The organism is Mesorhizobium temperatum (genome assembly GCF_002284575.1).
Taxonomy (GTDB): domain Bacteria; phylum Pseudomonadota; class Alphaproteobacteria; order Rhizobiales; family Rhizobiaceae; genus Mesorhizobium; species Mesorhizobium temperatum.
Genome location: NZ_NPKJ01000034.1, coordinates 31,531 through 55,563 on the forward strand (window position 1 = coordinate 31,531; position 24,033 = coordinate 55,563).

Consider the following 24,033-nt stretch of genomic DNA (forward strand, 5'->3'; position numbering starts at 1 on the left):
GAACCAGAGGTTCTCCAGCTGCGGCGGACGGCTAACCCCAGCATTCGTGCTTGGCCGCAAGCAGGTCGAAGATCCACGCCAGCCCCGCATCCATCATCGCAGCCCTCGGTGCGATGGCGTTGAGTTGGAAGGTCGTCAGTGGCAAGGGGGCTTCCAGACTTACCACCCCGAACCGCGCCGCATGCCTGGCGACAAATCTCTTCGGCAGTGCGGAAATCAGGTCGGTGTCGGCAAGGACGGCGAGAGCGAACATAAAGCTGGGTACGGTTAGTGCGATCCGCCGCGAATAGCCTTGCGTCGCCAGAACCTCATCGACGAAGCCATGAGGATCGCCAGTGAACGAGACGACCAGATGCTTCATCTCGCAATAGTGCTCCAGCGTAGGATCGTCCGCGAACGGATGCCCAGCCTGCATCGCAAGGACGAAATCCTCGTTGTAGAGGCTGCGCGCATGGAAGCGCGTGGGAATATGGCCAGACGGGATGACCGCAATGTCCATCGCGCCTGCCTCCAAATCGGCAAAGGCGCTGCGCCAAGCGCGCTCGGGCGAGGTTTCTCCCGGCGCGGGAAGCAGCTGACGCACGCCGATGTCAATGCCAGGCGCGGTCCGACCCAACTCGGCAAGAAGCGGCGGCAGGAAGACCGCCGCGACGCCGTCGGGAGCACCGATCGTAAACCGGCGTGTGGAGTTCGCCGGGTCGAATGGCTCGGCGGTCGAGATGACACTCCTCACCCGCGCCAAGACGTCCGCGATTGGTGAGGCCAGTTCCATCGCGCGCGCCGTCGGCACAACACCTTTCGGCGTTCTGAGGAAAAGCGGATCATTGAGAAGGCGGCGCAACCGGCCCAGCCCATGACTGACTGCCGAAGGTGTCAGATTCAACTTTTCGGCCGCCCGGCCCACGTGGCGTTCGTCGTGCACGATCTCAAACAGAACGAGGAGGTTGAGGTCTGCGCGGGAAAGGTCAATTCTGTTCAGCATATCGATGAAATCATATCACTGGATTCAGCATCATTGAAGTGCGATCTCCTGAACAAGCGGAGCAGCGCAAGGCGCGCTTTCGCATCGGAAACAGATGCAGGGAGCACCCGCATGCCGGTATCACGACGTCCCCTTCTCGCCGCAGCAAGCGCTGGCGTGGCATTGTCACAAACTGCAAGATTAACGAACGCCTCGGCACAGGCTCTTGATGAGCCCACTATGGACCAGACGGTTGCCGATCTCGTCGAGCGGTCTGCGGAAGCAAATTCGGCGCTGATGCGCGGGGAGATAACGAAGTACTACGAGGTGATCCCACATACCGAGGACTTCATGCTGATGTCTCCATTCGGCGGAAAGCCCACGCGGGCTTCTGAACTCACTGCAGAGCGGATCGAGGCGATGGGCCGCTTTTTCAAGAACGGCACCTTCGAGCACGAACTTCTTCAAGCCTATGGTTCCGCCGACATGGTGGTCCTCGCGATCATTGAACGCCCGCACGTCGAGGTCGGCGGTCTGCCAGCCCAGGATTGGCCGTTGCGGGTTACCTTAGTCTATCACCGCGAAGAGGCGGAATGGCGCTTGGTGCATCGGCACGCTGACCCCCTGGTCAAGGGCGTGAGTCTGGAGCAGGCGGCGGCGCTTGCACGCGGCGAAGCCGCGTGATGTGGAGAAGCGTTGTCATCCCGGCGGAGCGCTCTGGCTGCTGGTCCAAAGCCCGCTGAAGGGTTCTCGCTTCTCGTCGTGCAAAACGTCACTTTTTACGGCGCCAGATGTGGCCCGACACGCCTTACGAGCACCTGCTGGTGCCGGTGGAGTAGATCTGCCGTAGTCATGCGCCCTACGCGCTGCAGACGGTTTGAAAAACGGCTGAAAGCAATTTGCCTGAATTCAGGCCACGTTGCCGAGCTTGATGCCGCCGAAACGCGAGGCGCGGACCCTCATTCTTCGGCCCCTTCGCCTATGCGAGCCTGACTGCCCGAAAGCCGCATAGGTTGTTCAGGTGCGAAGGGTAGATTGTCCCGTTGGATCTAGCGCGGGAGAAGGCTCACAATGGCCGGAGAGAAATTTGAGGGAGGACAATCATGACCCTGCCCAGCTACGCAATGAACCAGGCAAGTTTCCCGGAGATGTACGAGCGGTGGCTCGTCGGCCCTCTCTTCCGTCCATGGGCCAAGATGGCTCTTGACGAGCTGGAATTGTCTTCGGGCGATCGCCTACTCGATATCGCTTGCGGAACAGGAATAGTGGCGCGCGTTGCAAGAGAGCGGCTCGGTGAAGCCGGATATATCGTCGGCGTCGACATCAGCCCGGACATGCTTGCCGTGGCGCGGGCTGTAGAACCAGCCATTGACTGGCGCCAGGGCAATGCCGGCGAGCTGCCTCTGCGTAACGGTGAGACGTTCGACGTGGTCGTCTGCCAGCAAGGACTGCAGTTCTTTCCTGACAGACCCGCGGCGGCGGTGCAGATGCGTCGCGCGCTGGCGAAGGGTGGTAGGCTGGCAATCGCCACGTGGCGTCCGGACGACGAAATCCCGTTCTTTCGCAAACTGCGCCGCGTCGCAGAGCGCCATCTGGGCGCCATCGCCGATCGACGGTACAGCTTCGGGGAAGCGGCTCCACTTGAGGCGCTGCTGCGAGACGCCGGCTTCCACGAGGTCCGATCAAGGATTATTTCGCGCACCATCCACTTCGGGGAAGGCGCACCTTTCCTGCATTTGAATACGGTGGCGCTGGTCGGGATGAGTTCCTTAGCCAAGGAAATGGGTGATCAGGAACGCAAGCGCGTCGTGGAGGCGATCGTGAGCGAGAGTGCGCCCGTGCTGCAGCCATACACCATTGGGTCGGGACTGGCCTTCGAGCTCAGCACCAATCTGGCGACGGCCAAGGGCTAAATGATCTCTCTTCACAAGCAACGCATCGCCTACGCAACGCTCGATAAAAATCATCTTATTGTACATTACGAATTGTCTCGCCGCATTGCGGCCATTGTGCCGCCATTATCCATGACTAGCTAGATGAAGCACTGACCGTTCTTCTTGTCTTTTTCGACGTTGACGGCTCAACGTTGGAAATAGATCTGCCCCAAAGTATCTGGGCGGCTAGACAAGGAACGGAGGGGGACCTGGCGTCACTCCAAAGAACATTTGAATTCTTTGCTTGCGGAGGCGTTATCCTTTCGGGCGGACGGCCTTTGTCGAAAAGGATCGCGGGGCTTGGCCTGGCGGCGACAGTGGCAGCCATGCCATGGCCGGTCTATTCGGGAGTCTTGGCCAACGGAGTGACCGGAGCCGCGGTTGCCACTGCTGTTCCGTCCTCCGCTCTGAGTTTCCCCTCGGCCGCGCCCGCGTTCGACATCATCGATCCGGGCACCATATCGACCTCCCGACGCGAGGGAGAAGGCACACTGGCCGATGCATTGAAGGGCACCGTCTCCATCCTTTCCAAAGGCGCGGAACAGATCGTCGTCGGCATGTCGGTGCACGAGTTCGGCGAATACAAGGTGTCGCAGTACATTGCCAGCGAGATTCTGCGCGCCGCCAAGGACACCCAATTTCCTGCCGACACCCTTTTCGCGATCGCCGAGAAGGAGTCCTCCTTCGACATCAACAACCGCCCGCCTAAAGGGTCGGCACTTGGTCTTATGCAGTTCCTCGACCAGACATGGCTCGAGGCCGTGAAGAACTACGGTGCAGAGTTCGGCCTGGGCGACGAAGCGGAACTGATCCGGACCCGCCTCGACGGCAAGCGCGAACACCATTTCGTCGACGACAAGGCCGAAGAAGAGCGCATCCTTGAATTCAGGCGCGATCCCTATCTGTCGGCAGCACTTGCGGCCAAGAACCTTCTCGCGGCCAAGGAACGCATCGAAGCCCGTCTCGAGAAGGCAATGGACGAAAGGGATCTTTACCTCCCCCATTTCCTTGGCACCAACGGCGCAGCAAACCTTCTGTCGAACGCCGACGAGACGCCCAATGCCACGGCCAGCAAAATCTTCCCCAAGGCGGCGCGGTTCAATACCGCGATGTTCAGGGCCCAGGGAAAACAGCTCACCGTCGGCCAGTTTCACCAGCGCATGCGCTCCTTCCTAGAAGCCCGCATCGGCAAATACAGCGATGTCGAAACCCGCGTGAAACAGGCTGACCTGTCCTGGACAGCCGGTATCGAGAATCTCGTCTACGATTTGGGCAAACGGCTGGCGATGTCAATGCGACGGTAACCAGCCAGGTATCGGGTTTTCACCACTAGGCGTGCCCGGCCGCCAGGCTGAGATGCGCGAGATCGATGCCGATCGAAGCGAGAATCCGGTCGTATTTGCGCTCGATGTCGGTATCGAACAGAAGCTCCGCATTTGCCGGGCAGGTCAGCCAACCGTTCTCGGCGATTTCGCTTTCCAGCTGACCGGCGCCCCAGCCCGAATAGCCGAGCGCCATCAGCGCGTGCCGGGGCCCACGGCCCGACGATATGGCGCGCAATATGTCGACGGTCGCGGTCAGGCAAATGTCGTCGGAGACGGCCAGCGACGATTCCACCCGGTAGTCGCCCGAATGCAGGACGAAGCCGCGGCTGCGGTCCACCGGTCCGCCGTTGCGCACGACGAAGTCGCGGGCCTGGGCGGGCAAGCGGATCGCCTCCTGTTCGTTCATGATGCCGAGCTGCACGAGCAGATCCGGAAACAGCATCTGCTGCGTCTGGTTGATGACCAGGCCCATCGCGCCTTCGTCGCTGTGCGCACAAATGTAGATGACGGAGCGCGTAAAGCGGTCGTCCTTCATGCCGGGCATGGCAATCAGGAACTGGTCATCGAGAAAGCCGCGTCCCGCAGCCATCTTCTTGTGGCGCAACAAGTCCATGAAGAGGAGCGTAACGCGTTTCTGAAGCGCCGAAAAGATGCGCCGCGCGCGATTTGGTCGCAGATGTGCATCTAAGGTCACGCAAAAGCTGTGCCCGAGGTCACGCAAAGCTGTGCCCGAGGTCACGCAAAAGCTGTGCCCCAGGTCACGCAAAGCTGTGCCCGAGGTCACGCAAAGCTGTGCCCGAGGTCACGCAAAGCTGTGCCCGAGGTCACGCAAATATGATAACAGCGACGCCATGAAGTCATTGCGCAGCCATGAACGGACGCTCAAATCACTGCCATGCAAAGCTTGAAAGTCCTGCTGCTCAGCGCCGCTATTGGATGTGGAGCCGGCCTCCCTGCCGCAGCCTCCTCGTCGATCTGGTACAATAGCGAAGGCGGCAAAGTGCGGCTTGTGACCAGCGGCAAGCCCGACGAAGCCGGGCGCATCCATGGCGTCCTCGATATTGCGCTCAAGCCTGGCTGGAAAACCTACTGGCGCGATCCGGGCGACGCGGGCGTGCCGCCGCAAATCGATATCTCGGCCAGCACCAACATTGCCAACGCGACGTTTTCGTTTCCGCCGCCCCAGCGCCACGACGACGGCTACGGCAAATGGGCCGGCTATGACCATCCGGTTTCGCTGCCGGTGACCTTCACGCTGTCGGCGCCGAACGAGCCGGCCGTCATCGATGCCGATATCTTTCTCGGCATTTGCGAGACGATCTGCATCCCGGTGCAGACCAAGCTGACCATCGATCCGGGCTCCGATCCGGACAATGTCGAAGATGCCGCGTTGGTGAAGGCGGCCCTTGCAACGCTGCCTGCTCCCGCAAGACCCGATTTCGGCATCAATATCCTGCCGGGCGACCGCGAGACACTGATTGTCGAGGCGAGCTTTCCGGGCAATCCCGAAGCAGCGGATTTCTTCGTCGCCGGTGAGCGGGATTACATGTTCGGCGTGCCGGCCCGCAGCGAAAAGGAAGGCAAGCTGGTGTTTACCGTGCCTATCCTCGACAGGCCGACGACGACGCCGACGGATGGCGGACTTTACTACACGCTGACAACTGCGGCCGGCGCGGTCGAAGGCCTGCTGCCGTTCCCTTGATCCCGAGCAAAGGATGTTCAGGTCGAACATCCTTTTGTTCCCGGCTCCCCGATGTTGCGGGAAACACCTGAGTTCGCTATCGCAAGAACACTTCCATTCCATCTCTCAAGTGAGGACCATGATGACGATTGCCGTTGGCGATAAACTGCCCGATGCGACCTTCAAGACGATGACTGCCGACGGCGCAAAAGCGATCACGACGGCCGAGATTTTCTCGGGAAAGAAGGTGGTGCTGTTCGCCGTTCCCGGCGCTTTCACGCCGACCTGCTCCAACAATCATCTGCCCGGCTATCTGGATAATTACGACGCCATCCTGGCGCGCGGCGTCGACACCATCGCCGTCGTCGCCGTCAACGATGTTCATGTGATGGGCGCCTGGGCCCGCTTCAGCGGCGGTGAAGGCAAGCTCCTTTATCTTGCCGACGGCAATGGCGATTTCGTCAAGTCGATCGGCCTTGACGCCGATCTTTCCAGCGGCGGCATGGGGCTGCGCTCGAAGCGGTTTTCGATGATCGTCGACGACGGCAAGGTCACCGCGCTCAATGTCGAGACAAAGCCCGGCGTCGACGAATCCGGGGCGGCTCATATTCTCGGACAGCTTTAGATTTCGGCTTGGGCTCTAAAAGCGCGTCGCGCTTTTAAGTCTTTGTTTTTATGCATGTCGTTATCCCAAACCGCTGCGCACCCTCGGGTCAAGCCCGGTCGGGCCCGAGGGCATGCTTTTGGGCGACATGCATTAGGGACTGCTTGCTTTGGGGGACCTCAATGATGTTTGACATCTTCTGGCGCGCTGTGGCGATCGGCATCGGCGCCACGGCGCTCATGGACCTCTGGGCGATTTTCCTGAACACCGTGTTTGCTCAGCCGCGGCCGAACTGGGGACTGATCGGTCGCTGGGTCTGGCATCTAAGGCGCGGCAAGGTCTTCCACGACGACATCGGCGAGGCAGCACCCTACGCGCATGAATCGGCGCTGGGCTGGGCCTTCCACTATTTTGTCGGCATCGTCTACGGCATCATTCTGGTCGTTTTGGCGGGAGCGGCGTGGCTGGCCGCGCCGACCTTCCCGCCGGCCTTCATCCTCGGCATCGTCACCGTGGGCGCCGGCTGGTTCCTGCTGGCGCCCGGCATGGGCGCTGGCTGGGCCGCATCAAAGCGCCCCAACCCCATGCAGATCCGCGCCCTCAATCTCGTCTCACATACGGTGTTCGCGCTCGGGCTTTTCGGCACGGCGCTGCTGATCCGTTAGCCAAATTAATCGTCGCGGTGCTGCGCCAGCCTGTCGATCGGCCGCCATCCGTGGACAACGCGACGCGCGCGGATATCGTACGCGAAATAGTTCCCGCCGCCCGCTGGCTGATCCGCCTCACGGCTGATCTCCCGCCGGCCGAGAGAAAGCAGCAGAAGCGTTCCGACACCTCCGTGGCCCACGAAAGCAACGTCGGCGGCGTCATCTGTGCCGAGCACAGCGTCTACCTCGCTCAGAATACGATGCTGAGCATCGATAGCCCGCTCCCATCCGCGAATGCTGCTGTATGGATTGGCGAAGAATTGGTCCGCGACCGCTTCGAACTCCGCAGGCGGTAGGAAACCGGTTGCCGATCGGTCATTCTCATGCATCCGTTCCCTCACCTCGACCTCAAGGCGGAGATGCCTTCCGAGTATCTCGGCGGTTTCTATCGCCTTGCGTTCACCCGATGACACGATACGCCGGATCGACCGAACCCACGGCTGATCGAGCATTGCAGACGTTCTCGCTCGCCCGATGTCGGATAGCCCCCACTCTGGCACTGGAACATTGGCATCGATCCGAACCTGGGGATGCGTGATGTAGTATGCGATCGGCATGATAGAGGTCTTCCTGCCAGAGAGCGGACCCGCAGCCGGAATTCAATAACTCTGGGTCGAGCGCCGTGGCTTTGCGACCGCCGGCTGCTTCGACTGCGGGCCTGGCTTCGGCGTCGCGGTCTTGACGGGGCCTTTCTTGAACGGCGCCATGCCGAGCCGCGCCAGCTCGTCGGCACGCTCGTTCTCCGGATGGCCGGCGTGGCCCTTGACCCAATGCCAGATCACCTGATGACGGTTGCGCGCCTCGTCGAGGGCCTGCCACAGTTCGGCATTCTTCACCGGTTGTCTGGCGGCGGTCTTCCAGCCGTTGCGCTTCCAGCCGTCGATCCAGCTGAAAATACCGTCCTTGACGTAGTTGCTGTCGGTATAAAGATCGACGGCGCAGGGTTCTTTCAGCGCATTGAGCGCCGAGATGGCGGCCAAAAGTTCCATGCGGTTGTTGGTGGTAGCAGCCTCGCCGCCCGACAGTTCTTTCGTGGCGCCGTTGAAACGCAGGACCGCCCCCCAGCCGCCAGGCCCCGGATTGCCCGAACAGGCACCATCGGTGAAGATTTCAACGCGCTTGGTCATGTCAGTCCATACTCGGAAGGAGATTTGATCGCCCGGTGGAAACGCATCCGCCTGATATATTCGGTCGGGTCGCGTTTTATGACCAGCCCGCCGTTGGCAACGGTCAGCCAGTCGTAAAGCCGGGTCAGCATGAAGCGCAGCGCCGAGCCGCGCGCCAGTATCGGCAGCGCAGCTTTCTCCTCGCCGCTCAAGGGCCGCACGCTTTGGTAGCCGGCAAGCAGCGCCGTGCCCTTGGTCAGGTTGAAGGAAAAATCCTTCTCGAAGCACCAGGCGTTGAGGCAGGTCGCGACATCATAGGCGTAGAGATCGTTGCAGGCGAAATAGAAGTCGATCAGCCCGGACAGTTTTTCGCCGAGGAAGAAGACATTGTCGGGGAAAAGATCGGCGTGGATGATGCCTTCCGGCAGGTCTTTGGGCCAGTTCCGCTCGAAATCGGCGAAGTCGGCATCGACCTCGGCCGCCAGTCCCGGCTCGACCTCGTCGGCGCGAGAGCGAGCGGCGCTCCACAGCTTGCGCCAGCCATCAATGGCAAGAGCATTCGGACGGGTCATCGGAAAGTCGGCGCCGGCAAGATGCAGTGCCGCCAGCGCCTTGCCTACCTCGCCGCAATGCGCTGATGTCGGCCGCCGCAGCGAAAGGCCTTCGAGGAAAGTGATGATGACCGCCGGCCGGCCGGCAAGCGTTCCGATGACGTCGCCATCATGCGCCGTCACCGGAAGCGGGCAGGAAATGCCCTTCCTGGCAAGGTGACCCATGAGGCCGAGGAAGAACGGCAGGTCGGCCTTGTCGACGCGCTTTTCGTAGAGCGTCAGGATGTAGGAGCCGCTGGTCGTGTGCAGCAGGAAATTCGAGTTCTCGGTGCCTTCGGCGATGCCCTTGTAGGACAGGAGATCGCCGACCGGATAGGCCTCCAGGAACGCACCGAGCTCACCTTCGTTGACGTCGGTGTAGACCGCCATGGACTCTACGCGGCCCCGTTGACGAAGGCCATGTCGGCCGCCGTCAGTTCGACGTCGCGCAGGACCCGCATCACCGGAAAATCTTCCGTTTCCGTCGCCGTCACCGCCAGCTCGATCGTCACGTCGAAGCGCTGCCGGAACGCATCGACGATCTCGTCGACGATGATTTCCGGCGCCGACGCGCCTGCCGACAGACCGAGCGTCGAGATGTCGGCAATGTCAGTCCACGGAATTTCGGAGGCGCGCTGTACGAGAAGCGACATAGAGGCGCCGGCGCGTTCGGCCACTTCGACAAGACGCCGCGAATTGGACGAGTTGGGGGCGCCGACGATCAGGAAGAGATCGGAGCCCGCGGCGGTCTCCTTGACCGCTTCCTGACGGTTGGTGGTGGCGTAGCAGATTGATTCCGCTGCCGCCGCATGCAAATCGGGAAAACGATCCTTAAGCACCCGGATGATGCCGGCGGTGTCCTCGACCGACAGCGTCGTCTGGGTGACGAAACCGAGCGCCTGCTGGTCGGCGGGCACCAAATTCGCCGCGTCGGCTTCGGTCTCGATCAAGGTGACGGCGCCATCCGGCAACTGCCCCATCGTGCCGATCACTTCCGGGTGGCCGGCATGGCCGATCAGAAGCACATGACGGCCGAGCCGCTGATGGCGCATCGCCTGCTTGTGGACCTTCGACACCAGCGGGCAGGTGGCGTCGAGATAGAAGAGGTTGCGCGCCTGGGCGTCAGCCGGCACCGACTTCGGCACGCCATGCGCCGAAAAGACGACCGGGCTCTGGCGGTGTTTCGCCGGTATCTCGGAGAGCTCCTCGATGAACACCGCACCGAGGCTTTGCAACCCCTCGACGACGTAGCGATTGTGTACGATCTCGTGGCGGACATAGACCGGCGCGCCGTATTTCTTCAGCGCCAGCACAACGATCTGGATGGCGCGATCGACGCCAGCGCAGAAGCCCCGCGGCTGGCAGAGCCTTATCGTCAGCGGTGGCTTTGTGGTCGTGTGAAGCATGATTTCCCGGCCGGTTGTCGTAACGTGAGCTCAAGTCTTGAACTCAAAGCGCGAAATGAGGTGCGCACCCCTGCCCTGTCAAGGGCGCCGGTGCCGATCATTCTTCTTTCGCCGGACGGCGCAGCCTGAAGATGAGGACGCCGGCAAGGGCAGCGGCAAGGCCGTACCAGGTTACGGCGTATTGCAGATGGCTGTTCGGCAGGTCGATGACGGTCACTCCGCCGACCGGCAGCCCACCCGGGTTCGGCGTGGCGTCGGCGTCGATGAAGAATGGCACCAGCCCCGTGCCGGCCGGCAGACCGGCGCTCGCCGCCATCGCATCGTGATCCTTCCAGTAGAAGATATTCTTCTGCGGATCATTGTCGGGAAGCATCATCGAGGGTTTCGCCGGCAGCGGGTTGCGGGCGAGCCCCGTCACCGTCACCTGGCCCGCACCCTGGCTTTGCGGGCGCTTGGCCGCGTCCTTGAGATCGTAGGGCACGAAGCCGCGATTGATCAGGACGAAGCGGCCATCCTCCAGATGCAAGGGCGTGAAGACATCGAAACCGGACTGGCCCTCCCAGGTCGCGAAGAAATGTCGCTCGCCTTGATGCAGCAAAGTGCCTGATGCCGTCACCGGCGTGTAATCGATATCGCCGGTTGCGGCGAACCGCTTTTCGACCTCGGCCAACGGCACAGGTGCGGAATGCGTGCGCTGGCCGATCGTCTGGAGAAGACCCTCTTTCCAGTACAGGCGCTGGACCTGCCAGGTGCCGAGCGCCAGAAGGATGAGGAACAGCACGAGGCAGAGGCCAAGCAGCAATGCCGTCTTCGGCCGCGAACGGCCTGTGATCGAACCGGATGTCGTGCTCATTCGCCGAGGTCCAGCCTGCCCTCTGCCGCCTTGTTGCGGTATTGCAGCGTCAGGAGCACACCCTTGATCAGCCTGAGCGCGCCCAGGCAAAGCACCAGCGTCAGCGGTATCCACAGCAGGAAATGCAGCCAGAGCGGCGGATTCAGCGTCACCTCCATCCACAGCGCCAGCCCGACGACGATGAATCCGATGATCAGAATGACGAACACCGCCGGCCCGTCGCCGGCATCGGCGTAGGAATAGTCGAGGCCGCAATTGGCGCAGCGTTTGCCGACGGTGAGGAAGCCGGAAAACAGCTGTCCCTCGCCGCAGCGCGGGCAGCGGCCGTGCAGGCCGGCCGAAATCGGATCGATTGGTGGCCAGATCGCCTTGTCGTCGCTCATTGCGATATCTTAGTGCCGTTCGCCCCAAAAGATAAGGCGGCCACGTCGCCGCAGCCGCCCATTCGATTCCCCAAGAAGATTTTCAGTGACCTTCGATCACCGCGCCGCTCGAGGCCCAGACATAGATCGACGCGAACAGGAACAGCCAGACCACGTCGACGAAGTGCCAGTACCAGGCGGCCGCCTCGAAGCCGAAATGATGCTTAGGCGTGAAATCGCCCTTCATCGCGCGGACCAGACAGACCAACAGGAAGATGGTGCCGATGATGACGTGGAAGCCATGGAAGCCGGTCGCCATGAAGAAGGTGGCGCCGTAGATCGAATCCCTGAAGCCGAACGGCGCGTGCATGTACTCGTGAGCCTGCACCATGGTGAACAGCATGCCGAGACCGACGGTCAGCACCAGGCCGTTGATCAGCCCCTTGCGGTCGCCATGAAGGAGCGCGTGGTGCGCCCAGGTCACCGTAGTGCCCGACAGAAGCAGGATGACGGTGTTGTAGAGCGGCAGGTGGAAGGGATCGAGGACCTCGAGGCCCTTCGGCGGCCAGACACCGCCGGTGAAGGCGGCGCGGGCGTATTGCTGTGCCTCGCCGGGAAACAGGCTGGCGTCGAAGAAAGCCCAAAACCAAGCGACGAAGAACATCACCTCGGAAGCGATGAACATGATCATGCCGTAGCGCAGATGCAGCGACACGACACGCGTGTGGTGGCCTTCATGCGCTTCCTTGATGGTGTCCGACCACCAGGCGTACATAGTGTAGATGACGATCAAGAGGCCGATGAAGAACAGCCACGGATTGGCGATGTTGAAGCCGAAAATGGGGAAATCGCCGCCCTTGAGATACTGCATGTAACAGACGCCGCCGATCGCGGTGACCAGCGCGCCGACCGAGCCGAGGAAAGGCCACGGGCTTGGGTCGACGAGATGGTAGTCATGTTGTGGTTTTGCGTGCGCGTCTGCCATATCAACCCCCGAGGCTTCGTTCGGTATGTGAAACTTTGTTGCTTGTGCCTTCGGCCGGCACTGACGACGCCACCGGCTTGTTGTTCTCGTTCTTCTCGACAGGGAACATCGTGTAGGACAGGGTAATCGTCTTCAGGTCCTTCAGTTCCGGCGCATTGACGATGTCGGGATCTACATAGAACACGACCGGCATGTCCAGCGTCTCTCCAGGCTTCAACGTCGTGTCGGTAAAGCAGAAACACTCGACCTTGTTGAAGTAAGATCCCGCCAGTTCCGGCTGCACGTTGAAGGTGGCGCGGCCGGTGGTGGCGCGGACGAACTTGTTGGTCGCGCTATAATGCGCCTGCGCGGTCTCGCCTATCTTGATGGTGACGGAGCGGGCGACCGGCTCGAACTGCCAGGGCACGCCGGCCGTGTTGGCGTCGAAACGGATGGTGATATCGCGGTCGAGCACGCGGTCAGCATATTGCTGCGTTGCGCGTTTCACAGTGCCGCCGTAACCGGTCGCCTGGCAGAACATCGCGTAGAGCGGCACCGCGGCATAGGCCATCCCGATCATGCCGCCGAAAAAGGCGATGCAGACGCCGGCGACAACGCGGTTGGTGTTCTTCTTTTGAGGATGGGTCACTGTTTGGCGGTTCATCTTGAGCCTCACATCGTTCCGGTGAGGTTGTGACCGAACTTCACGACGGTCGCGATATAGAAGATGACGACAAGCACCGCCAGCGCCAGGCCAATGGCTACCGAGCGGTTGCGCCGGGCCTTCTGCTGGCGCTCCGTCAGCGTGATGAGTTCAAGCTTCTTGTCGGCCATGGTCATGCTCCACCCATGGCCAGCACGCGCCCGACAACGCAATCGGCAAGATAGACGGCGAAAATGGCAAAGAGGTAAAGCAGCGAGTAGCCGAACAATGTCTTGGCCGGCTTCATCACATGGTCGTCGTCCGCCATCTGCAGCACCTTCCACGCGTACCAGACGAAGCCGGCACCAAGCAGCACCGCAAGGACGCCATAGGCGGGCGTGGTGAAACCGAGCGCCCATGGCAGCACGCCAACCGGTGCAAGGATCAGCGCGTAGGCAAAGATCTGGCGTCGGGTCGAAGCCTGGCCGGCGACATTCGGCATCATCGGGATGCCGGCCCTGGCATAGTCCTCGGACTTGAAGAGGGCGAGCGCCCAGAAATGCGGCGGCGTCCACAGGAAGATGATCAGGAACAGGACGACGCTTTCCAGGCTGACCGTTCCGGTCACCGCGGCCCAGCCGATCACCGGCGGAATGGCGCCGGCAGCACCGCCGATGACAATGTTCTGCGGCGTCCAGCGCTTCAGCCACATCGTGTAGACGACGGCATAGAAGAAGATGGTGAAGGCCAGCAGCGTCGCCGACAGCCAGTTGACCAGCACGCCGAGCGTCATCACCGACAGCACCGACAGCACCAGGCCGAAACTCAGCGCCTCACCGGGCCGGACGCGGCCGGCCGGCACCGGACGGCTGGCGGTCCTGGTCATCACCGCATCGATATCGGCGTCATACCACATGTTGAGCGCGCCGGACGCCCCAGCCCCGATCGCAATGGCCAGGATCGCGATCACCGCCAGAAGCGGATTGATGGTCACGGGTGCTGCGACCAGGCCGACAAAGGCGGTGAACACCACCAGCGACATGACGCGCGGCTTCAGCAGGGCGAAGAAATCGCCCGCCGTCGCTTCCGACACGCGAAAGCCCGGTTCGTCAGTCAAAGTGTCGTCGACAAGGGCCATGCGTACTTAAAGTCCATCATTCCGTTGGCCAAAACCGCCGGCGAACCGGCGGTTCCGTATTCGCCCAGGCAGAAGCCTATTTGATCTTCGGCAGCTGCTCCCACTGGTGGAAGGGCGGCGGCGAAGACAGCTGCCATTCAAGCGTCGTCGCACCCTCGCCCCATGGATTGGCGCCGGCCACCCGCTTCTTCTGGAAGGCCTCGAACACGCCATAGAGGAAGATGACCACGCCGACGGCCGAAATATACGAGCCGTAGGACGACACCATGTTCCAGCCGGCAAACGCATCCGGATAGTCGATGTAGCGGCGCGGCATGCCGGAGAGGCCGAGGAAATGCTGCGGGAAGAATACGAGGTTGACGCCGACGAAGGTGACCCAGAAGTGGGTGTTGGCGATAACAGGCGAATACATGTAGCCGGTCATCTTCGGGAACCAGTAGTACCAGCCGGCGAAGATGGCAAAGACCGCGCCCAGCGACAGCACATAGTGGAAATGCGCGACCACGTAATAGGTGTCGTGCAGCGGACGGTCGAGACCGGCATTGGCAAGCTGGACGCCGGTAACGCCGCCGACGGTGAATAGGAAGATGAAGCCAATCGCCCACAGCATCGGGGTCTTGAGCGAAATCGACCCGCCCCACATGGTGGCGATCCACGAGAATATCTTCACGCCCGTCGGCACGGCGATAACCATCGTGGCGAAGACGAAATAGCGCTGCGTGTCGAGCGACAGGCCGGTCGTGTACATGTGGTGCGCCCAGACGATGAAGCCGACCGCACCGATTGCGACCATGGCATAGGCCATGCCGAGATAGCCGAAGATGGGCTTCCTCGAGAAGGTCGAGACGATGTGGCTGACGATGCCGAAGCCCGGCAGGATCAGGATGTAGACTTCCGGGTGCCCGAAGAACCAGAACAGGTGCTGGAACAGGATCGGGTCGCCGCCGCCGTCCGGCGCGAAGAAGGTCGTGCCGAAGTTGCGATCGGTCAAAAGCATGGTGATGCCGCCGGCCAGAACCGGAAGCGACAACAGCAGCAGGAAAGCGGTGATCAGCACCGACCAGGCGAACAGCGGCATCTTGTGCAGCGTCATGCCAGGCGCGCGCATGTTGAAGATGGTGGTGATGAAATTGATGGCGCCGAGGATCGACGACGCGCCGGCGATGTGCAGCGACAGGATCGCAAGATCCATCGCCGGTCCCGGCTGGCCCGATGTCGATAGCGGCGGATAGATCGTCCAGCCGCCGCCGACGCCGTAGGCGCCAGGCGCGCTCGGCATGAAGGCCGAGATGATCAGCAGGATGAAAGCCGGTGGCAGCAACCAGAACGAGACGTTGTTCATGCGCGGGAAAGCCATGTCGGGCGCGCCGATCATGATCGGCACCATCCAGTTGGCGAAGCCGCCGATCAGCGCCGGCATGACCATGAAAAAGATCATGATCAGCGCATGCGCGGTGGTGAAGGCGTTGTACATGCTCTTGCCGCCGTCGAGCGCGGCGTCGGCGTTCAAGCCGTAGACCATCTGCGCCAGGCCGGTGAAAATCTGGATCCCCGGCTCCTGCAGTTCCATGCGCATGACGACCGAAAGGGCACCGCCGACGCAGCCCGCCATGATCGCGAAGATCAGATAGAGCGTACCGATATCCTTGTGGTTGGTCGAATACACCCACCGGACCCAGCCATGATACGGCTTGTGGTCGTGGTCGTGAGCTGCAGCGTCTGCCATGTTCGGCTCCGTTCCCTGATCTTTTCTGGTCGCGGCATCAGTTGCCGGCGGCCGCTACCTTGTCTTTGCCGTCGACCTCGGCCATCAGCGCCTTGTTGGCGCCGGAAAGGTCGGTGCCGGCTGCCGCCAGCCAGGTCTTGTACTGGGCGTCGGAGACGACGCGGATCGCGATCGGCATGAAGGCGTGGTCCTTGCCGCAGAGCTCCGAACACTGGCCGTAATAGAGGCCTTCCTTTTCCGCCTTGAACCAGACCTCGTTGATGCGGCCCGGAACCGCGTCGGTCTTGATGCCGAAGGACGGCATGGCAAAGGCGTGGATCACGTCCGCCGCCGTCACCAGCACCCGGGTCATGGTGTTGACCGGCACCACCATCTCGTTGTCGACGGCGAGCAGGCGCGGATAAGCGCCGCGGTCCTCCTTACCGGCCGCCGCGCGGTCAGAATCCGCCAGGATCGCTGAGTTGAAGGAAAGCGTGTTTTCGGTCTGGTATTCGTAGTCCCAGTTCCACTGGTTTCCCGTCGCCTTGACGGTCAACTTGGCTTCCTCCGGCGGTGTGTATTGCGCGGTCAAGAGCTGGAACGAGGGGATGGCGAGCATGAGCAGGACGACGACCGGCCCAACCGTCCAGATCACCTCGATCAGCGTGTTATGGCTGGTGCGCGACGGGATCGGGTTGACGCTCGCGCGAAACTTCAGGATGCAATAGGCGATGAGAAAGAGCACGAAGAGGGTGATCGGCACGATGAACCACAGCGTATAGTGCTCGAACCAGGCGATCTGCCGCATCATGTCGGTGGCGGCGGGCTGGAAGCTCACCTCCCACGGCGCAGGCTGGGCCGCATGGGCGGACGCGCCGGTGAACAGTGTGGCGGCAGCCCAAGCGCTTGTAAGGAATTTGGCGCCTGCTAGGAATTTTCTCATTGCCGTCATTATCTCCCAGTTCCTCGCGATCGGACCGCAAGAATATCGAACAACGCCGGGACGGGAATCCCGGACAGTCCCGAGGCTGGTTCAAACCATACTCTATTTGCCTCTGCAAGAAAGGAGCGGGGGAAACCGTGCGGCATTTTTGCGCGCAAGCGCGGCTGCGCCTTGTGGCGGCGGCCGCGGCGGTGGCGGACTCGCGAAAGTCCGAGCGGCGGAGTGTCCAGGCAAAATGCGCCGGGCGGTCGCAATTCGGGCGAATTTGGCACGGAAAAGCGCACAATTGCCTTGGTCGAGGCAGGCCGGCAGTGGTCTCATCCTTTACTTGCCCTTGGCGCGGCTTAAAGTGCCGTGATTCGCAATGGAGCCGTCATGAACTCTTGGCTTTGGGGACTTGGGCTTTCGAGACTTCGGGTTTCGCGATTGGGGCTTTCGAGAAGCTTGGCGAAGGTCATCCTTCTTGCTGCCGTGTCTGGCGTTGGCCTGTCTGGCATCGGCCAGGCCAATGCCGCGCAGCCAAGCGGCAAGGTGCGATCGACGCATGGCGCATGGTCGATCATCTGCGACACTCCGGCCGGCGCCACATCAGAACAATGCGTGATGATGCAGAACGTCGTCGCCGAGGACCGTCCCGAGATGGGGCTTTCCGTCGTCGTGCTGCGCACCGCCGACAACAAGGCCGAAATCCTGCGCGTGCTGGCGCCGCTCGGAGTGCTGCTGCCCAACGGACTCGGTCTCAATGTCGACGGCAAGGACATCGGCCGGGCCTATTTCGTGCGCTGCTTCCAGGACGGCTGCTATGCCGAGGTCATTCTCGAAAAGCCGCTGCTCGACACGCTGAAAACCGGAACGTCGGCCACCTTCATCGTCTTCCAGACGCCGGAGGAAGGCATCGGCATTCCGGTCGAGCTCAAGGGTTTCGCCGACGGTTTCGCCGCGCTGCCTTGAGACTACACGTTTGACCTTGAAACTGCTCGATCCGGACGAGTTCGAGATCTTCAAGCGAATTCGCCTGGAGGCTTTGCGCGCTGCACCCGAGGCCTTCGCCAGCAGCGCGGCGGAATGGGAGAATCTCCCCGACGAGGAATGGCGGCGGCGCCTGACGAACAACCCGGTCGTCGTCAGCTTTCGCGGCGAGGAGCCTGTCGGTATAATGGGCCTGAAGCGGCAGCCGGCCAGCAAGATGGCGCACCGGGCGACCGTCATCATGGTCTATTTGCGCGACAGCGAGCGAGGCGGCGGATACGCCGTCGGGATGCTCAATCTGCTGCTCGATCACGCCCGAGCATTGGGCATAAGTCAGGTCGAGTTGGCTGTAAGCGCCGAAAATTTATCGGCCATCCGGTTTTATCAACGAGAAGGTTTTCACGAAATAGGCTGCATACCTGCCGGCTTTCTTCATGAAGGCCGGGAGATCGACGAAATCGTGATGGCACGCCGTTTGACTTAGGATCGCAGCGTTCCATCGTGAAGATTGCCGAACGGCGCCCTGGCGCCTACATGCAGTAAATTGCTTATTGAAGGGCCTGCGCCATGAACAGCCTCATCGGCCAATTCGACATTTCCGACGATCGCATCAAGCAGATTGTCGCCGAGACCATCAACGGCGCCGACGACGGCGAGTTGTTCCTCGAATACAGCGAGAGCGAAGCGCTGATGTTCGACAATGGCCGGCTGAAGACCGCCAATTTCAACACAGACCAAGGCTTTGGCCTGCGCGCCGTCGCCGGCGAAGCGAGTGGCTACGCGCATTCCAGCGATCTTTCCGAAGCATCGCTGCTGCGCGCGGCCGGCGCCGTCTCGACGGTCAAGAGCGGCTATTCCGGCACGCTTGCCGCGGCTCCCGCCCGCACCAACCGCCATCTCTATGGCGACGAGAACCCGATCCCCTCGCCCTCCTTCGAGGCCAAGGCCAAGCTCCTTCAGGAAATCGATGCCTGGCTGCGAGCCGAGGATCCGCGCGTGCGTCAGGTGACGGCGTCACTCGCCGCCTCCTGGCAGCATGTCGAGATCGTGCGTGCCGACGGCCAGATGGTGCGCGATATCCGCCCGCTGGTCAGGATCAACGTGTCGGTGGTGGTCGGCAGTGGCGACCGCCAGGAGAGCGGCTCCTACGGCATGGGCGGGCGCAAAGGCTTTGGCGAATTCCTGGTCGAGGAGAGCTGGAAGCACGCAGCCAAGGAAGCGCTGCGGCAAGCGCTGGTCAACCTCGAGGCCATCCCGGCCCCGGCCGGCACCTTCGACATCGTGCTGTCCAGCGGCTGGCCGGGCGTCATGCTGCACGAGGCCGTCGGCCACGGGCTGGAAGGCGACTTCAACCGTAAGAAGACATCGGCCTTCGCCGGGCTGATGGGCCAGCAGGTGGCCGCTAAGGGCGTCACCGTCGTCGACGACGGCACCATGGCCGAGAGGCGTGGCTCGCTAACTGTCGATGACGAAGGCACGCCGTCGGCCCGCAACGTGCTGATCGATGACGGCAAGCTTGTCGGCTACATGCAAGACCGCCAGAACGCCCGGCTGATGGGCATGAACGCGACCGGCAACGGACGGCGCGAAGGCTATGCGCACCAGCCGATGCCGCGTATGACCAACACCTACATGACTTCAGGCGACATGGAGCCGGACGAAATCATCGCCTCGGTCAAGAACGGCATCTATGCCGTCTCCTTCGGCGGCGGCCAAGTCGACATCACATCGGGAAAATTCGTGTTCGGCTGCACGGAGGCCTACATGATCGAGGACGGCAAGGTGACGCAGCCGATCAAGGGCGCCATGCTGATCGGCAATGGGCCGGATGCCATGCATCGGGTTTCGATGATCGGCAACGACATGAAGCTCGACACCGGCATCGGCATGTGCGGCAAGGCCGGCCAGGGCGTGCCAGTCGGCGTCGGCCAGCCGCATCTCAGGATGAACCAGATGACGGTCGGTGGCACAAGGGTTTGATAGAAGCTGCTGCTGGTTTTGTCTTACATTCAGTGGATGCGCCGCTATGGCTAACCCGGAAAGGCTCGTAACCACTGTCTCGACCAAGGGGCAGGTCACCCTGCCCAGCGCGATCCGCAAACGGAGGCAATGGGGGGCCGGCACACGCCTTCTGGTCGAGGACACTCCGGAAGGCGTCCTGCTGAGGTCTGCGCCGGCCTTTGCCGCAACGCGGTCCGAGGACGTATTTGCGTCGCTGCCTCATAGCGGCAAGCCGAAGACGCTGAAAGAAATGGACGCTGGTGTGCTCGCGGCGGCGCGGCCGGTTCTAACAACCCTAAAGCCATGAAGCCGGCGTTTTCGGCAAGCGATGGTCGGGATCGATGACCTTCAGACGGGGTGCGTTGCTCTCGTTCCATCGCCAGAGTGCGACGCATGTGCCGCCCGGCGACATGAAGGACGGGTAGATCACACCGTGCTGCCCATCGCCAATCAGGCGATCTCTCAGCGTATGTGTCTCAGGCACCAGGCCTTGATCCATGATGTCGCGCCATTCACATCGGTGAATGTCTGCCGTCACGCCGAGCTTGGCCAGCACATCAGCGTCCGTCAGATCGGCCAGCCGCGCGCCTGAAAGTTCGAGCTGCGCAATCAGTGCCGGATGCTGGACAAAGCCCTGATTGTACTCCGCCCAAGCAGTGGACAATTCCCGCGCGGCATAGATCGCCGGGGTGCCCACCGGATTCCAGCGACCGCCAAAGCGGGCCGCTCCTTCGCCGGAAAGCGGCAGATGCGCCCAACGCGGCACGAAGGCACGCCATAGGCTCAGTCTGCTTTCAGGCATAGATGCCGGAGCGGACTGCCTCCAGATAGGCAAGCACCTTGTCCGTTTTGCCCTCTCGAACGAGATCGTAGGCGGTCTTTCCCGCCCAGCCGGGGATTGGCTGATGCTTGAACCAGATCGCCGCACGCTGTTCATCGCCGGCCATCTCGCCTGCCATCGCCAGGATACGGACAATCGGACTCAATGCGGCGTCGACCTTGCGCGCGCCGGTCTTGGCGGCAAGCGTGTTGCGCGCGACGCCGATCAGGCCCGCCAGTTCGGTCAGATTGACGCCCAGCAGTTCAGCCACCCGTCTTGCCGAAAGAAATGGCGTCCGTTCCTCGCCAAAGCGCGATGCTCGAATGTCGAGGGCTGCGGTATTCATAACAGGTTCCTAGCACATTTTGAACAGAATACGATCAAAGTATGCTCATTTTACGCGAAATTCAAGCTCAACAAATGGATACCTCTTACCGCCTTCTCCTCGGCTTCTCCAATAGCGCGACGGCCTCGACATGCGGCGACCACAGGAACTGGTCGATTGGCGTTACGCTTTTCAGGGCGTAGCCGCCGTCGATCAGGATGCGCAGGTCCCGCGCCAGCGTCACCGGATTGCAGGAAACCGCGGCGACCAGCGGCACGTCGGAACGGGCAATCTGCTTCGACTGGTCCTCGGCGCCGGCGCGGGGCGGATCGAACACAATGCCATCGAAGGCATTCAACTCCTTAAATGTGAGCGGCCGCCGAAACAGGTCGCGGCGTTCGCTGGTTACCCGCTTCAGACCGCTGGCGAAACGGAACGCCCGGTCGAGCGCCGAAAGCGCTGCCGCGTCACCCTCCACCGCATGGACTTCCGACTTGGCGGCGAGACGTAGCGCAAAGCTGCCGCAGCCGGCGAAGAGATCGGCGACCTTCTTGGCGCGCGCGAGGTGCCGGCCGACAATGTCGGCCATCGCCTGCTCGGCGGCTTCGGTGGCCTGCAGGAAGGCGCCCGGCGGCACCGCGACGGCGATGTCGCCGAACATGACAACCGGCTTTTTGGGCTCGATTATGATCTCGCCATCGATCGAAAGCCTTGCCAGCCCCTGAGCGATGACAAAATTGGAGGCGACGCGGCGCTGGTTTTCGCCAAGCTTGCCGGACTCGTGAACCGCGACATCAAGGCCGGAACCGGTCGCCGTGACCGTCATGCGGAACGATTTCGTCGTTGCGCAAACCAATTCGGCGAGTGCTGTCAGACGGTCGAGCTTTGCGACGATTTCGGGCAGCGAGATCGGGCATTCCTCGATGGAAATGATTTCGGACGACAGCGCCCGAACGAATCCGAGCAGCATGCCGGCCTCGCTCCGTCGGGCGGTGAACACGACGCGCCGACGCGTCTGTGGCGCGCACGGCACCAGCGCGTCAATGTCGCAAGTGATACCCTTGCTGTTGAGCGCATGCGCAACCTTGTCGCGCTTCCATCGATGATAAGCTTCAGCCTCAAGATGCTGGATGGCACAGCCGCCGCATTCGGTGAAATGCCGACAGGCAGGGTCGATGCGAAGCGGCGAAGCCTCCAGCACCGACATCAGCGTGGCACGGTCCTTTTCGCGCGCGGCGGTGACGGTTTCACCGGGCAGCGTGAACGGAATGAAAAGCTCGCCGGTTTCGGTCTCGGCGACGCCGTCGGCCTGGGAGCCCAGCCTTGTGATCGTGAAGCGCGCGTTCATCGACCTCCGATCCCCCTGTTCTCGACTCCGGCGTCTTTGATCCCGGCGAGCAGGAACTCGCGGTTGCCGTCGCCGCCTTCGATCGGTGACAGATGCAGTCCCAGCGAGCGCCAGCCCGGGACGCCGTCGAGCCAATCCTGCAGCAGGCCGGCAACCCGCGCGGCATCGTATGGGTCTTTCAGCAAGCCGCCCTTGCCGATCGCCTCGCGACCCGCCTCGAATTGCGGCTTGACCAGAAATATTGCTCTGGCGCCGCTCCTGGCAATGGCGAGCGCCGGCGGCAGCGCCAGTTTCAGCGAGATGAAGCTGACATCGGAGACGATAAAATCCGGAGTGCGATCGGCAAGATCGGCGGCGGAAAGATCACGGGCGTTCAATCCCTCGATCACCGTCACACGCGGATCGCCAGCGATATCCGGATGTATCTGGCCATGCCCGACATCGATCGCCGTGACATGTGCCGCGCCGCGTTCGAGCAAGACCTGAGTGAAGCCTCCGGTCGAGGCGCCGACGTCGAGCGCTTCGCTGCCGGCTGGATCGAGACCGAAATGATCGAGCCCGGCGATCAGCTTCAGCGCAGCACGCGACACGTAACCTTGCGCCGGATCATCGACGGCTATGAGGCAATCAGCCAGGACGGTCTGGCCGGGCTTGCGGGCGATGACGCCGTCAACCGTCACGGTACCGCGCTCGATCGCGTCGCGGGCGCGAGAGCGGCTGGAAAACAGGCCGCGCGCGACGAGAAGTTCGTCGAGCCGCTGGCGTGTGCTGGCTGGCAAAGGGGAGTTCATCGGCCTTCATGGCGAAAGCCTGTCACGAAGGCAAGGATATTGGGGAAGACAACGAACATCTTGCGAAAGCGGCGAGCGCATCAGGCCGCGCCACAACTTGTTGGAATGTCGCACCAGGTCCGGCACAATGTTGGGAACGATATGCTCGTGTTTCTGCCAGAACGTGAGGAGGACGGATGCTGACCGGAACCTGCCATTGTGGCGCGGCCCACTGGACGTTGGAGGGCGATCCCGGCTCGATCACAGCCTGCAATTGCACGCTTTGCCGCCGCTATGGCGCGCTGTGGGCTTACGATCATGTTGACGAACGCATCCGTCTTGCGGGACCGACAAATGCTTATACGCGCTCCGGAAAGGATGACCCGTCGCTCGAGATTCTGTTCTGTCCGACATGCGCCTGTGTGCTGGCCTGGCGTGGTTTGCGCGCCAGTGCCGCCGGTCGCACTCGGATCGCCGTCAATGTGAGGCTTGCGCCGCCTGACACCGTCGCCGACCTGCCAATCGACCATTTCGATGGTCTCCATACGTTCGAGGACCTGCCGCGCGATGGTCACTGCGTGCGCGATATGTGGTTCTAGTGGAAAAATCTGACACTCAGCACCGGTGCGGAAGGGCGGAAGATGACCCCTTGGCGGTGGTTCGTTCGCGACCGGCCGAATTCACGCCTATGACCCGATCGAGACGTAGAGCGCTCCATCGCGGTATAATCCGAGCCCATGCGCCGACCGGCTCCGTCGCGCCATAAGGCGACCTTCCCGGCGAGTCTCCAGAGCCGCCCTTGGTCGCGTCCCTACAGGTGGTGTAGCTCGGCGGTAGCGAAGCCGCTCGCGAGCGCGCCCTCGATAGCGCTGTAGCGA

The 24,033-nt window shown here is 62.0% G+C and carries 29 protein-coding genes; 11 read left to right on the forward strand and 18 right to left on the reverse strand.

The genetic code is table 11. The annotated features are described in order from the left end of the window. Window positions 1-31: 31 nt before the first annotated feature. Window positions 32-982: a LysR family transcriptional regulator gene (locus CIT26_RS09750; protein ID WP_095492390.1), complete on the reverse strand. Its 951-nt coding sequence runs from the start codon at window positions 980-982 to the stop codon at window positions 32-34. A 219-nt stretch (window positions 983-1,201) separates the two neighbouring features. Between CIT26_RS09750 and CIT26_RS09755 the strand changes: the two genes are divergently transcribed. The 3 genes from CIT26_RS09755 (at window position 1,202) to CIT26_RS09765 (ending at window position 4,199) form a co-directional block, all read left to right on the forward strand. Continuing rightward, window positions 1,202-1,645 (forward strand): nuclear transport factor 2 family protein, encoded by a 444-nt coding sequence (locus CIT26_RS09755; RefSeq protein ID WP_095492391.1) that lies wholly within the window; start codon window positions 1,202-1,204, stop codon window positions 1,643-1,645. Window positions 1,646-2,064: 419 nt separating this feature from the next. After that, complete coding sequence (locus CIT26_RS09760; protein WP_095492392.1) at window positions 2,065-2,874, forward strand: class I SAM-dependent methyltransferase; 810 nt, start codon at window positions 2,065-2,067, stop codon at window positions 2,872-2,874. 299 nt (window positions 2,875-3,173) lie between these two features. Continuing rightward, a complete protein-coding gene (locus CIT26_RS09765) occupies window positions 3,174-4,199 on the forward strand; it encodes a transglycosylase SLT domain-containing protein (RefSeq protein ID WP_095492393.1) in 1,026 nt (341 codons plus the stop codon). Between the two features lie 25 nt (window positions 4,200-4,224). On the opposite strand, the gene CIT26_RS09770 is transcribed toward CIT26_RS09765, so the two are convergent. Next, window positions 4,225-4,833 carry a YqgE/AlgH family protein gene (locus CIT26_RS09770; protein WP_023799312.1) on the reverse strand — a complete coding sequence of 203 codons (609 nt, stop codon included), beginning with the start codon at window positions 4,831-4,833 and terminating at the stop codon, window positions 4,225-4,227. A 282-nt stretch (window positions 4,834-5,115) separates the two neighbouring features. On the opposite strand from CIT26_RS09770, the gene CIT26_RS09775 reads away from it, so the two are divergent. The 3 genes from CIT26_RS09775 (at window position 5,116) to CIT26_RS09785 (ending at window position 7,170) form a co-directional block, all read left to right on the forward strand. Then, window positions 5,116-5,922, forward strand: a complete 807-nt coding sequence (locus CIT26_RS09775) for a protein-disulfide reductase DsbD domain-containing protein (RefSeq protein WP_095492394.1) — start codon at window positions 5,116-5,118, stop codon at window positions 5,920-5,922. Between the two features lie 121 nt (window positions 5,923-6,043). Next, entirely contained in the window at window positions 6,044-6,526 is a 483-nt protein-coding gene (locus CIT26_RS09780) for a peroxiredoxin (RefSeq protein WP_095492395.1), read from the forward strand. Between the two features lie 164 nt (window positions 6,527-6,690). Then, a complete protein-coding gene (locus CIT26_RS09785) occupies window positions 6,691-7,170 on the forward strand; it encodes a DUF2938 domain-containing protein (RefSeq protein ID WP_095492417.1) in 480 nt (159 codons plus the stop codon). A 5-nt stretch (window positions 7,171-7,175) separates the two neighbouring features. On the opposite strand, the gene CIT26_RS09790 is transcribed toward CIT26_RS09785, so the two are convergent. The 12 genes from CIT26_RS09790 to coxB form a co-directional block, all read right to left on the reverse strand. After that, window positions 7,176-7,769: a histidine phosphatase family protein gene (locus CIT26_RS09790; protein ID WP_095492396.1), complete on the reverse strand. Its 594-nt coding sequence runs from the start codon at window positions 7,767-7,769 to the stop codon at window positions 7,176-7,178. Between the two features lie 42 nt (window positions 7,770-7,811). Further along, window positions 7,812-8,339 carry a ribonuclease HI gene (gene rnhA, locus CIT26_RS09795; protein WP_095492397.1) on the reverse strand — a complete coding sequence of 176 codons (528 nt, stop codon included), beginning with the start codon at window positions 8,337-8,339 and terminating at the stop codon, window positions 7,812-7,814. Then, a complete protein-coding gene (locus CIT26_RS09800) occupies window positions 8,336-9,298 on the reverse strand; it encodes a homoserine kinase (RefSeq protein ID WP_095492398.1) in 963 nt (320 codons plus the stop codon). The genes rnhA and CIT26_RS09800 overlap by 4 nt, the downstream gene beginning before the upstream one ends. A gap of 5 nt (window positions 9,299-9,303) precedes the next feature. Continuing rightward, window positions 9,304-10,314, reverse strand: coding sequence for a 4-hydroxy-3-methylbut-2-enyl diphosphate reductase (gene ispH, locus CIT26_RS09805; protein ID WP_095492399.1), 1,011 nt, complete (start codon window positions 10,312-10,314; stop codon window positions 9,304-9,306). 97 nt (window positions 10,315-10,411) lie between these two features. Beyond that, entirely contained in the window at window positions 10,412-11,167 is a 756-nt protein-coding gene (locus CIT26_RS09810) for an SURF1 family protein (RefSeq protein WP_167391350.1), read from the reverse strand. Next, the gene (locus CIT26_RS09815) at window positions 11,164-11,550 is read right to left on the reverse strand and encodes a DUF983 domain-containing protein (protein ID WP_095492400.1); all 387 of its coding nucleotides are present in this window, start codon (window positions 11,548-11,550) and stop codon (window positions 11,164-11,166) included. Before CIT26_RS09815 ends, CIT26_RS09810 begins: the two co-directional genes overlap by 4 nt. Window positions 11,551-11,632: 82 nt before the next feature. Beyond that, window positions 11,633-12,514, reverse strand: coding sequence for a cytochrome c oxidase subunit 3 (locus CIT26_RS09820; protein ID WP_095492401.1), 882 nt, complete (start codon window positions 12,512-12,514; stop codon window positions 11,633-11,635). Between the two features lies 1 nt (window position 12,515). Beyond that, complete coding sequence (locus CIT26_RS09825) at window positions 12,516-13,157, reverse strand: cytochrome c oxidase assembly protein (RefSeq protein WP_095492402.1); 642 nt, start codon at window positions 13,155-13,157, stop codon at window positions 12,516-12,518. Between the two features lie 8 nt (window positions 13,158-13,165). Continuing rightward, entirely contained in the window at window positions 13,166-13,327 is a 162-nt protein-coding gene (locus CIT26_RS09830; protein WP_095492403.1) for a hypothetical protein, read from the reverse strand. Between the two features lie 2 nt (window positions 13,328-13,329). Then, window positions 13,330-14,274: a heme o synthase gene (locus CIT26_RS09835; protein ID WP_095492404.1), complete on the reverse strand. Its 945-nt coding sequence runs from the start codon at window positions 14,272-14,274 to the stop codon at window positions 13,330-13,332. Between the two features lie 76 nt (window positions 14,275-14,350). Further along, window positions 14,351-16,000 carry a cytochrome c oxidase subunit I gene (gene ctaD, locus CIT26_RS09840; RefSeq protein WP_095492405.1) on the reverse strand — a complete coding sequence of 550 codons (1,650 nt, stop codon included), beginning with the start codon at window positions 15,998-16,000 and terminating at the stop codon, window positions 14,351-14,353. Between the two features lie 37 nt (window positions 16,001-16,037). Then, window positions 16,038-16,922, reverse strand: coding sequence for a cytochrome c oxidase subunit II (coxB, locus tag CIT26_RS09845; RefSeq protein ID WP_095492406.1), 885 nt, complete (start codon window positions 16,920-16,922; stop codon window positions 16,038-16,040). A 375-nt stretch (window positions 16,923-17,297) separates the two neighbouring features. Here coxB and CIT26_RS09850 point away from each other — a divergent pair, with 375 nt between their 5' ends. From CIT26_RS09850 to CIT26_RS09865, 4 genes are all read left to right on the forward strand, one after another. Beyond that, window positions 17,298-17,873 (forward strand): invasion associated locus B family protein, encoded by a 576-nt coding sequence (locus tag CIT26_RS09850; RefSeq protein ID WP_095492407.1) that lies wholly within the window; start codon window positions 17,298-17,300, stop codon window positions 17,871-17,873. Window positions 17,874-17,883: 10 nt separating this feature from the next. Beyond that, complete coding sequence (locus CIT26_RS09855; RefSeq protein ID WP_095492408.1) at window positions 17,884-18,375, forward strand: GNAT family N-acetyltransferase; 492 nt, start codon at window positions 17,884-17,886, stop codon at window positions 18,373-18,375. An 83-nt stretch (window positions 18,376-18,458) separates the two neighbouring features. Continuing rightward, complete coding sequence (tldD, locus tag CIT26_RS09860) at window positions 18,459-19,871, forward strand: metalloprotease TldD (protein ID WP_095492409.1); 1,413 nt, start codon at window positions 18,459-18,461, stop codon at window positions 19,869-19,871. A 46-nt stretch (window positions 19,872-19,917) separates the two neighbouring features. Next, a complete protein-coding gene (locus tag CIT26_RS09865; RefSeq protein WP_095492410.1) occupies window positions 19,918-20,199 on the forward strand; it encodes an AbrB/MazE/SpoVT family DNA-binding domain-containing protein in 282 nt (93 codons plus the stop codon). Here CIT26_RS09865 and CIT26_RS09870 read toward each other — a convergent pair. From CIT26_RS09870 to CIT26_RS09885, 4 genes are all read right to left on the reverse strand, one after another. Beyond that, window positions 20,188-20,694 carry an RES family NAD+ phosphorylase gene (locus CIT26_RS09870; RefSeq protein ID WP_095492411.1) on the reverse strand — a complete coding sequence of 169 codons (507 nt, stop codon included), beginning with the start codon at window positions 20,692-20,694 and terminating at the stop codon, window positions 20,188-20,190. The genes CIT26_RS09865 and CIT26_RS09870 overlap by 12 nt on opposite strands. Beyond that, window positions 20,687-21,058 (reverse strand): antitoxin Xre/MbcA/ParS toxin-binding domain-containing protein, encoded by a 372-nt coding sequence (locus CIT26_RS09875; RefSeq protein ID WP_095492412.1) that lies wholly within the window; start codon window positions 21,056-21,058, stop codon window positions 20,687-20,689. The genes CIT26_RS09870 and CIT26_RS09875 overlap by 8 nt, the downstream gene beginning before the upstream one ends. 85 nt (window positions 21,059-21,143) lie before the next feature. Continuing rightward, window positions 21,144-22,385: a class I SAM-dependent RNA methyltransferase gene (locus CIT26_RS09880; protein ID WP_095492413.1), complete on the reverse strand. Its 1,242-nt coding sequence runs from the start codon at window positions 22,383-22,385 to the stop codon at window positions 21,144-21,146. Then, window positions 22,382-23,176 carry a TlyA family RNA methyltransferase gene (locus CIT26_RS09885; protein ID WP_095492414.1) on the reverse strand — a complete coding sequence of 265 codons (795 nt, stop codon included), beginning with the start codon at window positions 23,174-23,176 and terminating at the stop codon, window positions 22,382-22,384. Before CIT26_RS09885 ends, CIT26_RS09880 begins: the two co-directional genes overlap by 4 nt. A gap of 176 nt (window positions 23,177-23,352) precedes the next feature. Here CIT26_RS09885 and CIT26_RS09890 point away from each other — a divergent pair, with 176 nt between their 5' ends. Beyond that, entirely contained in the window at window positions 23,353-23,754 is a 402-nt protein-coding gene (locus tag CIT26_RS09890; RefSeq protein ID WP_095492415.1) for a GFA family protein, read from the forward strand. The last annotated feature ends 279 nt before the right edge of the window (window positions 23,755-24,033 follow it).